The following is a 13,862-nucleotide window of genomic DNA, read 5'->3' as shown; positions in this document are numbered from 1 at the left end:
CGCGTACCGTCGAACTCCCATGAGGAGCGCGACAACAGGGTGGCCAACCGGCCGGTAACCCATCCGGAACTCGGCCTTTACCGGATCACAACATGACTTGACGTCCCTTTTTCCCAAGTTCGCTCGCATTGGGGGTCGCACGTCACCGCCGACACGGAAAACAACCCTCTTATCGGTCTCCCCAACCAGCACATCGTGGGCTTAACTTATGTGCCATGACCTCCCCCCGCTCCACCTATGGCGGCGGCTACTACTCCGCCTCCTTCCCGGACACCCCGATCTACGACTCGCTCGTGGCCGAGCGGGGTACCCCGCAGATCGCCCCGATCCGGGTCCCCGCCGCGTACGACACGGCGGGCAGCAACCTGCCCGCGCTCCCGTCGGCGCTGCCCGCCCTCCCGTCGGGCCCGTCCCAGTCGTCCTACGGCTACCCGCAAACGCCTCAGCCGGCCCCGCTGCAGCAGGCGCCCGCGGCGTACATCCCGCAGCAGGCCGCCGCGCCGCGCGGTTACCCCGGCCCGCAGGCGCAGCAGCCACGAGCGGGCATGCCGGGCATGCCGAACACGGGCTACGAGGCGATGCGCCCCGCGGCTCCCCGCCCGGGCCCGACCCCGCAGCAGGACCCGTACAACCAGCAGTCGTACCGCGGCTACTGAGCCGTTCCCCGGGTTGTCCGTGCACCTGGCAGGATGAGCCCATGGGGAACGCGCAGCTGCAGTCGATTCATGTTCATCCGGTCAAGGCGTTCCGGGGCCTGGCGCTCCGGGAGGCCGTCGTGGAGCCCTGGGGGCTGGCCGGAGACCGACGCTGGGCGCTGATCGACGACGGGGGAAAGGTCGTCACGCAACGCCAGCAACCGCGCCTCGCGCTCGCCGCCGCCGAGCTTCTGCCCGGCGGCGGCGTTCGTCTGTCCGCACCCGGCCTGGAGCCGCTGAGCGTGGACGTGCCGTCGCCGATCGGCACGACGACGGTGGAGATCTTCCGTGACAAGGTGGAGGGCGTCCTCGCCGCCGGCGCCGCGCACGCCTGGTGCAGTGCCTACCTGGGCGCCGACGTGCGCCTCGTGCACATGGACGACCCCGCCACGCGCCGCCTCGTCGACCCGGACCACGCGCTGCCGGGCGAGACCGTCACGTTCGCGGACGGCTACCCGCTGCTGCTGACCGGTACCGCCTCGCTCGACGCCCTCAACTCCCTGATCGCGCGGGGTGAGCACGCGGACGAGGGCCCACTGCCCATGAACCGCTTCCGTCCGAACGTGGTCGTGTCGGGTACGGACGCCTGGGCCGAGGACGGCTGGTCGCGCCTCACCATCGGCGAGGTCGCCTTCCGCGTCGCCAAGATGTGCGGCCGGTGCGTCGTGACCACGACCGACCAGGGCACCGCGGGACGCGGCAAGGAACCCCTGCACTCCCTGGGCCGACACCGCCGCATCGGCGGCAAGCTGGTCTTCGGCCAGAACCTGGTGCCCCTCGACCGCGGCACGATCCGGGTCGGCGATCCTGTCACGGTCCTCGCGTAGCCGGGGACCGCTCGCGGACGGGAATCACTCGTGGACGGGAACCCTCGGTGGAACGGGAACCACTGGCCGGAGCCCGGCCGTTGGGATTTTCGTGAGAAGTTCATGAGAGGCCCGGTCTCAGGTGATTTCCCTCTCTCTTTGACCGGGCGGGCACGTGAACGGCTCCGCGAGGGGTTATCACGGAGCGGGAAAGGGGGTACAGGACGGTGCGAGCAATCAGCGGACTCTGGCGTTGGCGGCACAATCCGCTGCGCCGCACGAGCGATCTGGTCGAGGCCTGGCTGGCCCTGGCGGTCCTGCTGCTGGTCCTCCTCGTCACGCCCGTGATCGGTTTCGTCGTCGGCACCGTCGCCGAGGACTCCCTCCAGCAGTCCGTCAAGGACCAACGCCAGTCGCGCCATCCGGTCACGGCCACCGTGGTGCGGAAGCTGGAACGCTCCCCGCTGGAGACCGACCCCGAGACCTCCACGGGGCGGGAGGCGCGCACCCCGGTCCTCGCCGACTGGACCGCGCCCGACGGCACCGCCCATCAGGCCACGGCCATGGCGGACCTCAAGACCCCGCACCCGGGGGACCACTTCAGGATATGGACGGACGCGCACGGCACCGTGGTGGCCCGTCCGCTGGACTCCGCGACGGCGACCACGCACGCCGTCCTCGCCGGTGTGGGCGCCGCTCTGCTGACCGCGGGCCTCGCCGAGACCGGCAGGCGGCTGATCGTCTGGCGCATGGTCCGTCGCCGGTACGCCCGTTGGGACCAGGCCTGGGAACGGGCGGGCCCGGACTGGGGCAGGACCGGCACCGGCTGCTGACGGCCTTCCGGCTCCGGTCAACCCACCACCCGCGCGCACGCTACGGTGGACCGGCCGAACTCTTCGGCATCAACCTGCGCGTGAGGGAGCCGTAGGGGCGCGCCCCGAAGGCGAACGAGCCATCAGTACGACGAGGTGGGGGCACAGCAACGCCATGGCACAGGGCACGGTCCAGGTGACGCACACCGGCACATCGAGGTGGCGGCGCCGCACGGGTGAGTACGCATCGCTCGCCGCCGCCCTGGAGGCCGCGGCCGAGGGTGACGTGCTCACCATCGCTCCGGGTACCTACCGGGAGAACCTCGTCGTCCAGCGGTCGGTGACGCTGCGCGGGCCCGAGGGCTCCCCCGGCTCGGTGCGGATCGCGCCCGTGGACGGGGTGCCGTTGACCGTGCGTGCCTCGGCGGTGGTGCAGGATCTGCATGTGGAGGGGCAGGACGCGGCGGCGCCCGCCCTGCTCGTCGAGGAGGGCACGCCGGAGCTGACGGATCTGCGGATCGTCACCCGGTCGTCTGCGGGGATCGAGGTGCGGGGAAGCGCCCGTCCGACCGTGCGGCGCTGCACCGTCGACAACCCGGCGGGCATCGGCATCGCCGTGGTCGACGGCGGAGGCGGGGTGTTCGAGGAGTGCGAGGTCGTCGCGGCAGCCCAGGCGGGGGTCGCTGTGCGCGGCGGCGCCCGTCCCCGTCTGGAGCGCTGCCGGGTGCACCACGCCTCGGGCTCCGGGCTGACCGCGACCGGTGACAACTCCGCGCTGGAGGCGTTCGGTTGCGAGGTGTACGAGGTGCGGGGCAGCGGTGTCCAGATCACCGGCCGGGCCACCGCGCACCTCACCGACTGCGATGTGCACCGTACGACCGCCGACGGCGTCACCCTCGACACGGACGCCGTGCTCACGATGGCCGACTGTCACATCCACGACATCCCGGAGAACGCGGTCGACCTGCGCTCGCGCTCCGTGCTGACGCTGACGCGCACGACGGTGCGCCAGTTCGGGCGCAACGGCCTGTCGGTGTGGGACCCGGGCACACGCGTGGACGCCAACCAGTGCGAGATCTTCGACAGCACCGGCGACTACCCGGCCGTGTGGGTCAGCGACGGCGCCACGGCGGTCCTGGACTCCTGCCGGGTGCACGACGTGCCGGACGCGTTGTTCGTCCTCGACCGCGGATCGCGCGCGGACGTCGTCGACAGCGACATCTCCCAGGTGCGCAACACGGCGGTGTCGGTGAGCGACGGCGCGACCGCGCAGCTCGACGACTGCCGGATCCGGGACGCGGCGACGGGCGCCTGGTTCCGCGACCACGGCAGCGGCGGCACACTCAACAACTGCACGCTGGATGGCACCCAGACCGGCGTGATCGTCACCAAGGGCGCCGACCCCACCGTGGAGCGCTGCACGGTCGACTCCCCCGCGGAGGCCGGTTTCTACGTGTCGGCCGGGGGCCGCGGCAGCTTCCTGAACTGCCGGGTGACGGGCAGTGGTGGCTACGGCTTCCATGTGATCGACGGCTGCCGTACGACGCTGCGCAAGTGCCGTACGGAGCGCTGCGCGCGCGGTGGGTACGAGTTCGCGGACAGCGGCTCGGACGGCGCACCCGACTCGGGCCCCGTCGTCGAGGACTGCACGAGCGACGAGAGCACGGCCCTGAGGCAGCCGACGGCACCGGAGACGGTCGTGCAGACGGTGGGTCGGTCTCCGGGGCTGCTCGGTGCGATTCCCGAGCAGCGCGACGTTGCGCAGCCGCAGCCGGCCGCGGAGCCCGAGAAGCCGGCGCGGACCTCGAAGGCCGTGCTCGGTGAACTCGACGCGCTGATCGGCCTGGACAGCGTCAAGCGCGAGGTGCGGGCGCTCACGGACATGATCGAGGTGGGCCGGCGCCGCCAGCAGGCGGGTCTCAAGGCGGCCTCCGTCAAGCGGCACCTGGTGTTCACGGGATCCCCGGGCACCGGCAAGACGACAGTCGCGCGCCTGTACGGCGAGATCCTCGCCTCGCTCGGCGTGCTGGAGCAGGGCCACCTCGTCGAGGTCTCCCGCGTCGACCTGGTCGGCGAGCACATCGGCTCCACCGCGATCCGCACCCAGGAGGCCTTCGACAAGGCGCGCGGGGGCGTGCTGTTCATCGACGAGGCATACGCGCTGTCCCCGGAGGACTCGGGCCGGGACTTCGGCAAGGAGGCCATCGACACGCTGGTGAAGCTGATGGAGGACCACCGGGACGCGGTCGTGGTGATCGTCGCGGGCTACACGGCCGAGATGGAGCGCTTCCTCTCCGTCAACCCCGGAGTGGCGTCCCGCTTCTCACGGACCATCACCTTCAGCGACTACGGCCCCGAGGAACTGCTGCGGATCGTGGAGCAGCAGGCCGAGGAGCACGAGTACCGGCTGGCGCCCGGCGCGTCGGAGGGCCTGCTCAAGTACTTCACGGCGATCCCGAAGGGCCCCGCCTTCGGCAACGGCCGCACCGCCCGCCAGACCTTCGAGGCGATGGTGGAGCGGCACGCGAGCCGCGTCGCCCAGGTCGAGGAACCCAGCACGGACGACCTGACGCTGCTGTACGCGGAGGACCTTCCGGAGCTGCCCTGAGGGTCCGGTGCTCAGACGGACAGCAGCCGGTCGAGGACGTACCAGCCGTTGACGACGGCCGCGGAGGGCCGGGGCCTACACCGTCTGCTCGAAGTCCTGGTGACAGGCCTTCAGCCGCTGGGTCGGCACGTCCGGCCGCAGGCGGCCCAGCAGCAGTTCTCGTTCCTCGGCGAAGGCGGGGTCCGCCTGGTAGTCGGAGTGGCCGAGGAGAGGGGCGGGCAGCGGGTGTGCCGGGGCGCGGCCGTAGGCCATCGGGTCCTTGAGGGGGGTGCGGTCCACCGCGGGGCCGCAGTCGCCGGGCAGGCGTACGGGGCCGCCGATGGGGTCGGTGAGGCGGTACAGGTTGCGCCAGCAGTCGACGTCGCGGTGGAGGGCGGCGAGGGCGTCCGGTCCGAAGTGGGCCGGGAACCAGCGGCCGTAGAGGCGCTCGATCGGGGAGCCGTAGGTGAGGAGAGCGACGCGCTTGCGGACGGAGGGTGGCAACTGCCAGGCCGCCGCGGCCGCGAGAACGCTGCCCTGGGAGTGCCCGGAGATCACCAGGCGTCCGCGGGTGGTCTGCGTCCAGGTGGCCATCCGCCACGTCAGGTCGGGAACCGCACGCTCTGCGTAGCAGGGCGGTGCGAAGGGGTGGGCGGCGCGGGGCCAGAAGGTGCCGACGTCCCACAGGATGCCGATGGTGCGCCGCGCGGAGGGGTCCTTGTAGGCGCGCCTGCCCCAGGTGACGAAGAGGATGAAGCCGAGCCCTATCAGCCAGGAGCCCAGCGCCTGCGCTGTCTCGGCCGCGCCCCGGACGAAGGCGTACGCGTGCGCGGCGGCACCCCCGGGTGTCGCCTCGGTCGCGAAGGCTCCGACGAGGGCTCCGGCACCGAGGAGCAGGGTCGCGGCGGAGGTGACCGCCACGACGAGGGGGCCCTGGTCGGTGAGCGTGGCCATGGCGCGGGCGCGCGCGATACGGCGGGTGTGGGCCGCGTCCTCGGCCTTCACCCGGTAGTCGTGATTCACGGCCTCGCGCTCGGCCCGGGCCAGCCGCACTGCGCGCCGGCCGAGGCGGGCGCACAGCACGAGCAGGACGAGGAGCAGCACCGGGATCACCGACGCCTGCCAGGTGAGCAGCACCGGAGGGCCGTCGATGGTGGCGTGGGTGCCGTCCAGCCAGTCGGAGACGCGCTGGGACACCCCGCCGGACATCACTCCGCCGAGGGCGCAGGCCAGCATGGCGACGGCGGGTCCGGCCAGGCCGCGCATCGCGGCGCGCCGGTCGGGCAGGGCGCGGTACAGGACGTGCGCGACCACGGCGAGGGCGATCACCAGCACGCCCTGGCCCAGGGCGATGACCCCGAAGGTCATGTCGCCCTGCAGTCGTCCGGTCGAGGTCCAGCCCGGTCGCTCCCAGCCGGCGTACACCAGCGTGAGGACGAGCAGGGCGAGGGCGCCGAGCGGCAGGAGTCGTGCGAGGCGCTCATCGGGTTCCCGGTCGAGGCGTCTCTCACTGCGGCCTCGGCGGCAGACCACCCACAGCGCGACGATCACGCCGGCGACGAGGGCCGCGTCCAGTAGTCGGCCGATCACGTCGAGGGCCGCCGGGCCTCCGGGCTCGCGGTCGAAGCGTGCGGCCGCGGTGCCGACCGCGGCGGCCACCGTCAGCAGGCCCGCGGCGGTGTGCGCCGCGCGCAGGCGGGCCACCAGCCGGCGCCCGTACCAGAAGCCGGGGCGGTTCAGCGCGGTGCGGCCGGTCTCCTTCTCGGGTTCGGCGGTGGGGTCCATGGGTTCCTGGGACTCGTACGCGCGCCAGGTGCGGTGGGAGAGGTACCACAGCAGGCCGGTGAGGGCCGTGGGCAGCAGGGCGGCGAGGGCCAGTCGGCGGCCGGGCCGGCTCCACCAGCCGCCGTCCGAGGCCGCGGGCGACAGGAAGCCCAGCCAGGAGTGGCGTTCGGCGCACGCGGGCGTGCCCGCGCACTGCCATGCCGTCAGGTCGAGGGCGACCTCGCAGGCCGCCCCGACGAGCAGCACGGTCAGGGTGAGTCCGGCGAGCCGTACCAGCAGGCCGTACAGCCGCACCGTCCGCACCCGGCCGTGCGCGGCGGGGCGCATCCAGTGGGCGAGGTTGACCACCATGAACGGCAGCAGCAACAGCCACAGGGCGCGGGTGCCGTTGCCGGAGGTGAGGTTGCACCAGACGTACGCCTCGGGCACCGGTGCGGTGCGCTGCTCGTCGGGTCCGGTGTCCGCGTCGACGTCGTCGGCGCGCCGGAAGACGGCCGCCGTGTCGTCGCCGGTGATCCGCACCGTGCGCGGATCGTTGAGCATCTTCTCGGGTGTGGATCCGCCGACTCCGTGGACCAGGAGTTCCAGGGCGGCTCTGCTCGCTGAGGTCGATGAAGTTGCTGAGGTCGATGAGGTTGCTGAGGCACGTTCCACTGTTCGCACTTCCCCCGTGACACGCCGTCGACATGTGCCTGTGCGGGCACCAGGATGTCCGTTCCGAGGGCGATGCACACCCCCTGTCACCGAATCTCCCCGATCCGTGTGACCGGTGACGCGGATGGCGCGGTGGGTGACATGGGCACTACGGGGTGGTGGTACGGTCCGCGCCATCCCGTGCGAGGATGGGACGCCCGCACACCGGGGATGGGGAGAATGTCCTCGTCGGAGCAGGTGGGCAGGCCTGTCGGACGGCTTGAGGCGAAAGGACCGGAGCGTACGTGAGCGAGAATCAGAACCTCCTCGCGGAGCAGCGCCGCGCCCTGATCCTGGACGAGGTCCGGCGCCGTGGGGGCGTCCGCGTCAACGAGCTGACGCGCAAACTGGGCGTGTCGGACATGACGGTCCGCCGTGACCTGGACGCGCTGGCCCGCCAGGGCGTCCTGGAGAAGGTGCACGGCGGTGCGGTGCCGATCGTGGAGGCGAGCACGCACGAGCCGGGGTTCGAGGCCAAGTCGGGCCTGGAGCTGACGGCCAAGGAGGACATCGCGCGGGCCGCGGCGGAGCTGGTGTCGCCGGGGAGCGCGATCGCGCTGTCGGGCGGTACGACGACGTTCGCGCTGGCCCATCAGCTGGTGGAGGTGCCGGACCTCACGGTCGTCACCAACTCCGTGCGGGTCGCCGACGTCTTCCACGCGGCTCAGCGCACGTCGGGCCCGCGGCAGGGCGCGGCGACGGTGGTACTGACCGGCGGGGTGCGCACCCCGTCCGACTCTCTGGTGGGGCCGGTCGCCGACCAGGCGATCGCGGCGCTCCACTTCGACCTGCTGTTCCTCGGTGTGCACGGCATATCGGTGGAGGCCGGTCTGTCGACGCCGAACCTCGCGGAGGCCGAGACCAACCGGCGCCTGGTGCACTCGGCGCGGCGGGTGGTCGTGGTCGCCGACCACACCAAGTGGGGTGTGGTGGGCCTGAGTTCGTTCGCGGCGCTGGACCAGGTCGACACGCTGGTGACCGACGCGGGGCTGCCCGCCGAGGCGCGCTTGGAGGTTTCGGACCATCTGCGGCGGCTGGTGGTGGCCGGCGAGGCCGAAGAGGGTGCAGACATCTGACGGTGTGCCAGCTAGGGTGACGCCCACTCCACGAAGGGGGACGTCGCCCGTGGCTCGTCGTCTGCGCCCGGTCGGGCTCGACTTCGTCGACACCGCTCCCCTGCGCCTGGTGTTCACCACAGAGATCGCGGCCGCGCCCGAGGCGGTCTTCCCCGCACTGGCCGAGGACGTGCCGGGCTGGGCCGAGTGGTTCTCGGCGGTGCGGCTGGCCCGGCCCACCGACGGCGGCGCCGGGCGTGAGGTCCGGCTCAAGGGCGGGGCGCGCTTCGAGGAGACGATCCTCGTGGCGAAGCAGCCCGAGGTGTACGCGTATCGCGTCGACGTCACCAACGCGCCGGGGCCGCGTGCCCTGGTCGAGGAATGGCGGCTCACACCGACCGGGACCGGCACGCGGGTGCAGTGGACGTTCGCGGCCGACGGCCCGGCCCCGTTCCGCGCCGCCCTCCGCCTCGCCCGCACGGGCCTCGACCACACCTTCCGCGACGCGGTGACGGCCCTGGACCACCGACTCGCCGTTTAGTCACTCGGCCCACACGCCCGTCGCCAGCAGGGAGTCGATCGCCGCGGTGTACGGGGTGATGTCGAGACCCTGCTCGGTGAGCCAGGCGTCGGAGTAGTACTTGTCGAGGTAGCGGTCGCCCGGGTCGCAGAGGAGGGTGACCACGCTCCCCCGGCGGCCGTCGGCCACCATCTCGGCGACGATCTTCAGGGCGCTCCACAGTCCCGTGCCGGTGGAGCCGCCCGCCTTCCGGCCGATGGCCCGCTCCAGGGCGCGTACGGCGGCGACACTGGCCGCGTCGGGCACCTTCATCATCCGGTCGACGGCGCCCGGTACGAAGCTGGGTTCCATGCGCGGCCGGCCGATGCCCTCGATGCGTGAGCCGCAGTCGCACGTGACGTCCGGATCGCCGGTGGTCCAGCCCTCGAAGAAGCAGGAGTTCTCCGGGTCGGCGACACAGATACGGGTGTCGTACTGCATGTAGTGGACGTAGCGCGCGAGGGTCGCGGAGGTGCCGCCGGTTCCGGCGGTGGCGACGATCCACGCGGGCTCCGGGAACCGCTCGAGTCCCAGCTGGCGGAAGATCGACTCGGCGATGTTGTTGTTGCCGCGCCAGTCCGTGGCGCGTTCGGCGTAGGTGAACTGGTCCATGTAGTGGCCGCCGGTCTCGGCCGCGAGGCGGGCGGACTCCTCGTACATCGAGCGGGGGTCGTCCACGAAGTGGCACCGGGCGCCGTGGAACTCGATGAGGCGGACCTTCTCCGCGCTGGTCGTGCGCGGCATGACGGCAACGAAGGGCACGCCGATCAGCTTGGCGAAATACGCCTCGGAGACGGCCGTGGAGCCGCTGGACGCCTCGATCACCGGGCGGCCCGGCCGGATCCAGCCGTTGCACAGGCCGTAGAGGAAGAGGGAGCGGGCGAGGCGGTGCTTGAGGCTGCCGGTGGGGTGGGTGGACTCGTCCTTCAGATACAGGTCGATGCCCCACCGCTCCGGCAGCGGGAACCGCAGCAGGTGTGTGTCGGCCGAGCGGTTGGCGTCGGCCTGGACCTTGCGGACGGCCTCTTTCAGCCACGCGCGGTAGTCGGAATCGCTGTGGTCGACGTCGAGGGTCGCGCCGGTCCGGGTCTGCTGGGGGGTGCTCACGGCGGGGCTCCTTACGCTGCGCGCCGACGGCGGGTCGCGCGGCTTGTGCCACCGATCATAATCACCTTGCGCACGCTTCTCACCTGCATAAACGCTGCTTTGAGGCTCTCAAAGGCAGCCCTGGGTACCGGTGTGCGCCCCCCGGTGGCACGCAGGCGTGGGGGCGCACTCACCGAGTGCTTCAGGCGCCCCCTTGTGCGTGTCGTGCGTACTGGTGCTCGACTCCGTACGCGGGCAGACTGCACGGCGGACGGACACCGTACGTGGAGAGACTGCACCAGACTGCGCAAGGGGGCGGAGCGGCATGGCGGAGCCGGATTTCAGGGCCACGGGCGTGCGGATCGGGAAGAACTTGCGCTCGCTCACCCGGGCCGGGCAGGTCCGCATCAGCGACGGACGGCTGGAGCTGCTCACGAGCTACGGCAGCGAGATCGACAGCGCGCCGGTGCAGGCGGTGCGCGCCTCGAAGCCCTGGTATGCCGCGGACGACCGGGCCCTGGCGGACCTGAACGGCAAGCGATACCTCCTGACTCTGGGTGATCACGACCCCGCCCCGGGCGAGCCGGGGCCGCCGGCGGCCCGTCGATTCATCGAGGCCGTGCGCAGGGCGGCCGGCCGCGGCGGCTGAGCGGGGGCGCCGGGGGCGAGGGGCCGACCGCGAGTTGCGGTACCGCACCCCCTGCGTCACGCTGTTCCCACGTCACTCTGGGTTTACCGGCGATAACGCTGCGAACCAGCCCGCCGGCCACGACAGCAGGCGGCCGCCTCGCGCAGACGCCCTGCTGCATTCGATCCGAACTCCGTGTTCTTCCGGACCTCACGTCGGGGAGTCGCAGCCGTGATCACCAACCCAAGCAGGCACTGCACGGTGGAGCTCCAAGCCCTGCCGTCGCGGATCGGTCAGGTCCGCAGAATCGTATCGGCGCAGTTGCGCTACTGGCATCTGGACGCCTTGATAGACCGAGCCGCGCTCGGTGTGACGGAGCTGCTGAGCAACGTCCACCGGCACGCCCAGCCCGACAAGACGTGCACCGTTGAGATGGAGTTGCTGCTCGACCGGCTCATGGTCTCGGTGCGCGACCACGACCCCCGCCTTCCCGTGGTGGAGGACGCCGACTCGCTCGCGACGTGCGGGCGTGGACTCGCCATGGTGGCGGCGGTCAGCGAGAGCTGGGGCGCACGGCCGGACGGCGATTCGGGCAAGGTCGTGTGGTTCACCCTCCCGACAGCCGTGCCCGCCCTGACCCAGCCCGCGCGCCTGCTGCGCCGGCCGGTCGGGGAGAAGCCCGCGCGCAGGTTCGCGGAGGTCGAGGTCGAGCTCGCGGCGGACGGCCGCAGGCCCGCACATGCTCCCGCCCGGTCCGCCGTTGCCGGCTGACCGGGCGGTGACCAATCTGTTTCTCCGCTCATTCGGTGGCGATGGCCCGCAGCACGTCCAGGCGTGCCGCGCGCCGGGCCGCAGACCCGCGAGGGCTCCGGCCGCGAGGCCCACCAGTGCCACCACCGCGAGTTGCGCGGGCGGTAGCGCGAAGGCGAAGGCGCTGTCGCTCGCCCCGTCGGAGGCGGTGACCAGCACCCAGCCGAGGAAGGCGCCGAGGGCCAGACCGCCCGCCGTGCCGAAGGCGGCGACCAGGACCGACTCCCACCGGACCATGGCCCGCAGCTGGGACCGGGTCTGGCCGACGGCCCGCAACAGGCCGAGTTCCCGGGTGCGTTCGTGGACGGCCAGCGTCAGCGTGTTGGCGATACCGAGAAGCGCGATGAGAACCGCCAACGCGAGCAGCGCGTAGACCAGGGTCAGCATCATGTCGATCCCGCCCGCCGAGGACTGGGCGTACTCGTCGCGGGTCTGCACCTCCGGGTTGCCGTACTGCTGGGCGACCCTCGCCACGGCGGCCTTGCCCGCGTCCGTGCTCACGCCGTCCTTGAAGGAGACGGCGATGAGGGTGTCGGAGTCCTGGGTGCGGTGCGGGGACCAGGCGGCGCGGGTGATGACGTAGTCGCCGGCGAGTTCGGACCGGCCGTAGACCGCGCGGACGGTGAAGGGCACCGTCCTGCCGTCGGTGAAGGTGAGCCGTGCGGTGTCGCCGGGCACGAGGCCCTGCTTGCCGGCCTCCTTCTCGGTGATGGCGATGCCGTCGCTGCCGAGGTCGCGCAGGGAGCCGTCGACCGTACCGAGGTCGAAGGTGCGTTCCAGTGCGACCGGGTCGGTGACGGTCAGTGCCCGCCCCTTGCCGTCGCCGGTCGCGCAGGCCGACCACGTCGATCAGCGCGTCGGTCCACTCCGGGTCGCCCCTGCTCCCGGCCAGGTCCAGCGGCAGCCGGATGTTCTCCGCGACGGTCAGCGTGGGCACCAGGTTGAACGCCTGGAAGACGAAGCCGACGCGGTCGCGGCGCAGCAGGGTCAGACGGCGGTCGTCGAGGCTGCTCAGGTCGGTGTCGCCGATGTACGCGGCGCCCGAGGTCAGCGTGTCCAGTCCGGCCGCGCAGTGCATCAAGGTCGACTTGCCGGAGCCCGAGGGCCCCATGATCGCGGTGAAGCGTCCGGCCGGGAAGGTCACGTCCACCCCGTCCAGGGCCCGGACGGCGTTGTCGCCGACGCCGTACACCTTCACGGCGTCGACGACCCGGGCGGCGGTCCGCGTGGTGGTCGCGGTCGTCATGCGGCTCCGCCCTTCGTACGGCCGAACTGCTCGTCCAGGACGGACAGCCGGCGCCAGTACTCGTCCTCGTCGATCTCGCCGGAGGCGAAGCGGCGGCCGAGCACGGCGAGGGGTGAACCGTCGGAGGGACGGCTGTCCCCCATCGCTCGCCACGGGCCGCCGCGGCCGCGCCACGCGGTGCGGCGCAGGACCGTCACGACGCCGATCACGACGGCCGCCCAGATCAGCGGGAAGAAGAGGATCCACGGTCCGGGTCCGCCGTCCCAGTTCGCCAGTGTCTGCATCTCGAGTCATCTCCCAGGTGGGTCTTGCGCTGTTGTCTCGAGACTCCCGCCGGGGAGGGGGCCGGGTCGTCGTACGGCCAGCGGCACTGCGCGTACCTCCCGAGGAGTACGCAGGGCTGTTTCGGCTGCTTCCCATGAGCTCGATTTCTGTAACTACTAGTATGTACAGTGGGTGCATGAGCACCTCGGACCGACTGATCGAGTCCACCCGCGAACTGCTCTGGGAGCGCGGATACGTGGGCACCAGCCCCAAGGCGATCCTGGAGCGCGCGGGTGCCGGACAGGGCAGCATGTACCACCACTTCAAGGGCAAGCCCGACCTCGCCCTGGCCGCGATCGCGCGGACGGCCGAGGAGATGCGGGCCGTCGTCGGGCGGCTGCTCGACGGGCCGGGCACACCGTCCGAGCGCATCCGGGCGTATCTCCTGCGCGAGCGCGACGTGCTGCGCGGATGCCCCGTGGGGCGGCTGACGATGGATCCCGACATCGTCGCCAGCGACGAGTTGCGCGCTCCCGTCGACGAGACGCTCGACTGGGTCCGCGAGCGGCTCGCCGGGCTCGTCGAAGAGGGCAAGGAGCAAGGCGAGTTCGCGCCGGAGCTCGACGGCGAGGAGGTGGCCGCGACGATCCTCGCGACCCTTCAGGGCGGCTACGTCCTGGCCCGCGCCGCCGCTTCACCGGCCCTTTTCGACACCGGCATCCGCGGACTGCTCTCCCTGCTGACCCCGCCCACACCGATTTCTCGGCCCACTCCGATCACTCCGATCACTCCGATCGCTCCGATCGCTCCGTGACGACGACCAGCCCGCCCGAGGA

The 13,862-nt window shown here is 71.9% G+C and carries 12 protein-coding genes and 2 pseudogenes; 9 read left to right on the top strand and 5 right to left on the bottom strand.

Going from position 1 to position 13,862, the window contains the following annotated elements:
* Positions 1–215: 215 nt before the first annotated feature.
* The 4 genes from ACFYWX_RS38395 to ACFYWX_RS38380 all read left to right on the top strand — a co-directional run bounded on the left by ACFYWX_RS38395 (position 216) and on the right by ACFYWX_RS38380 (position 4,921).
* Positions 216–656 (top strand): DUF6643 family protein, encoded by a 441-nt coding sequence (locus ACFYWX_RS38395; RefSeq protein WP_389429596.1) that lies wholly within the window; start codon positions 216–218, stop codon positions 654–656.
* Positions 657–697: 41 nt separating this feature from the next.
* Positions 698–1,522, top strand: coding sequence for an MOSC domain-containing protein (locus ACFYWX_RS38390; RefSeq protein ID WP_389429594.1), 825 nt, complete (start codon positions 698–700; stop codon positions 1,520–1,522).
* Between the two features lie 206 nt (positions 1,523–1,728).
* The gene (locus tag ACFYWX_RS38385; RefSeq protein WP_389429593.1) at positions 1,729–2,334 is read left to right on the top strand and encodes a hypothetical protein; all 606 of its coding nucleotides are present in this window, start codon (positions 1,729–1,731) and stop codon (positions 2,332–2,334) included.
* Between the two features lie 154 nt (positions 2,335–2,488).
* Positions 2,489–4,921 (top strand): right-handed parallel beta-helix repeat-containing protein, encoded by a 2,433-nt coding sequence (locus ACFYWX_RS38380; protein WP_389429592.1) that lies wholly within the window; start codon positions 2,489–2,491, stop codon positions 4,919–4,921.
* Positions 4,922–4,996: 75 nt separating this feature from the next.
* On the opposite strand, the gene ACFYWX_RS38375 is transcribed toward ACFYWX_RS38380, so the two are convergent.
* Complete coding sequence (locus ACFYWX_RS38375; protein WP_389429689.1) at positions 4,997–7,273, bottom strand: hypothetical protein; 2,277 nt, start codon at positions 7,271–7,273, stop codon at positions 4,997–4,999.
* Between the two features lie 350 nt (positions 7,274–7,623).
* Between ACFYWX_RS38375 and ACFYWX_RS38370 the strand changes: the two genes are divergently transcribed.
* Entirely contained in the window at positions 7,624–8,454 is an 831-nt protein-coding gene (locus ACFYWX_RS38370; protein ID WP_389429591.1) for a DeoR/GlpR family DNA-binding transcription regulator, read from the top strand.
* Positions 8,455–8,503: 49 nt separating this feature from the next.
* The gene (locus ACFYWX_RS38365) at positions 8,504–8,974 is read left to right on the top strand and encodes an SRPBCC family protein (RefSeq protein ID WP_389429590.1); all 471 of its coding nucleotides are present in this window, start codon (positions 8,504–8,506) and stop codon (positions 8,972–8,974) included.
* Here ACFYWX_RS38365 and ACFYWX_RS38360 read toward each other — a convergent pair whose 3' ends face one another.
* A complete protein-coding gene (locus ACFYWX_RS38360; protein WP_389429589.1) occupies positions 8,975–10,099 on the bottom strand; it encodes a PLP-dependent cysteine synthase family protein in 1,125 nt (374 codons plus the stop codon).
* Between the two features lie 304 nt (positions 10,100–10,403).
* Here ACFYWX_RS38360 and ACFYWX_RS38355 point away from each other — a divergent pair, with 304 nt between their 5' ends.
* Both ACFYWX_RS38355 and ACFYWX_RS38350 read left to right on the top strand, forming a co-directional pair.
* A complete protein-coding gene (locus ACFYWX_RS38355) occupies positions 10,404–10,727 on the top strand; it encodes a hypothetical protein (protein WP_389429588.1) in 324 nt (107 codons plus the stop codon).
* A 210-nt stretch (positions 10,728–10,937) separates the two neighbouring features.
* The gene (locus tag ACFYWX_RS38350; protein WP_389429587.1) at positions 10,938–11,477 is read left to right on the top strand and encodes an ATP-binding protein; all 540 of its coding nucleotides are present in this window, start codon (positions 10,938–10,940) and stop codon (positions 11,475–11,477) included.
* 28 nt (positions 11,478–11,505) lie between these two features.
* On the opposite strand, the pseudogene ACFYWX_RS38345 reads toward ACFYWX_RS38350, so the two are convergent.
* From ACFYWX_RS38345 to ACFYWX_RS38335, 3 genes and pseudogenes are all read right to left on the bottom strand, one after another.
* A pseudogene (locus tag ACFYWX_RS38345) lies at positions 11,506–12,338 on the bottom strand (ABC transporter permease); the annotation flags it as partial.
* A pseudogene (locus tag ACFYWX_RS38340) lies at positions 12,247–12,762 on the bottom strand (ATP-binding cassette domain-containing protein); the annotation flags it as partial. The pseudogenes ACFYWX_RS38340 and ACFYWX_RS38345, both read right to left, overlap by 92 nt.
* Positions 12,759–13,046 carry an SHOCT domain-containing protein gene (locus ACFYWX_RS38335; RefSeq protein WP_389429585.1) on the bottom strand — a complete coding sequence of 96 codons (288 nt, stop codon included), beginning with the start codon at positions 13,044–13,046 and terminating at the stop codon, positions 12,759–12,761. The gene ACFYWX_RS38335 and the pseudogene ACFYWX_RS38340, both read right to left, overlap by 4 nt.
* A 176-nt stretch (positions 13,047–13,222) precedes the next feature.
* On the opposite strand from ACFYWX_RS38335, the gene ACFYWX_RS38330 reads away from it, so the two are divergent.
* Complete coding sequence (locus ACFYWX_RS38330) at positions 13,223–13,840, top strand: TetR/AcrR family transcriptional regulator (RefSeq protein WP_389429584.1); 618 nt, start codon at positions 13,223–13,225, stop codon at positions 13,838–13,840.
* Positions 13,841–13,862: the final 22 nt, after the last annotated feature.

The organism is Streptomyces sp. NPDC002888, assembly GCF_042888465.1.
Taxonomy (GTDB): Bacteria; Actinomycetota; Actinomycetes; order Streptomycetales; family Streptomycetaceae; genus Streptomyces.
Note: the sequence above shows the minus strand (reverse complement) of the source record. Positions and strands in the feature narration are given on the sequence as shown.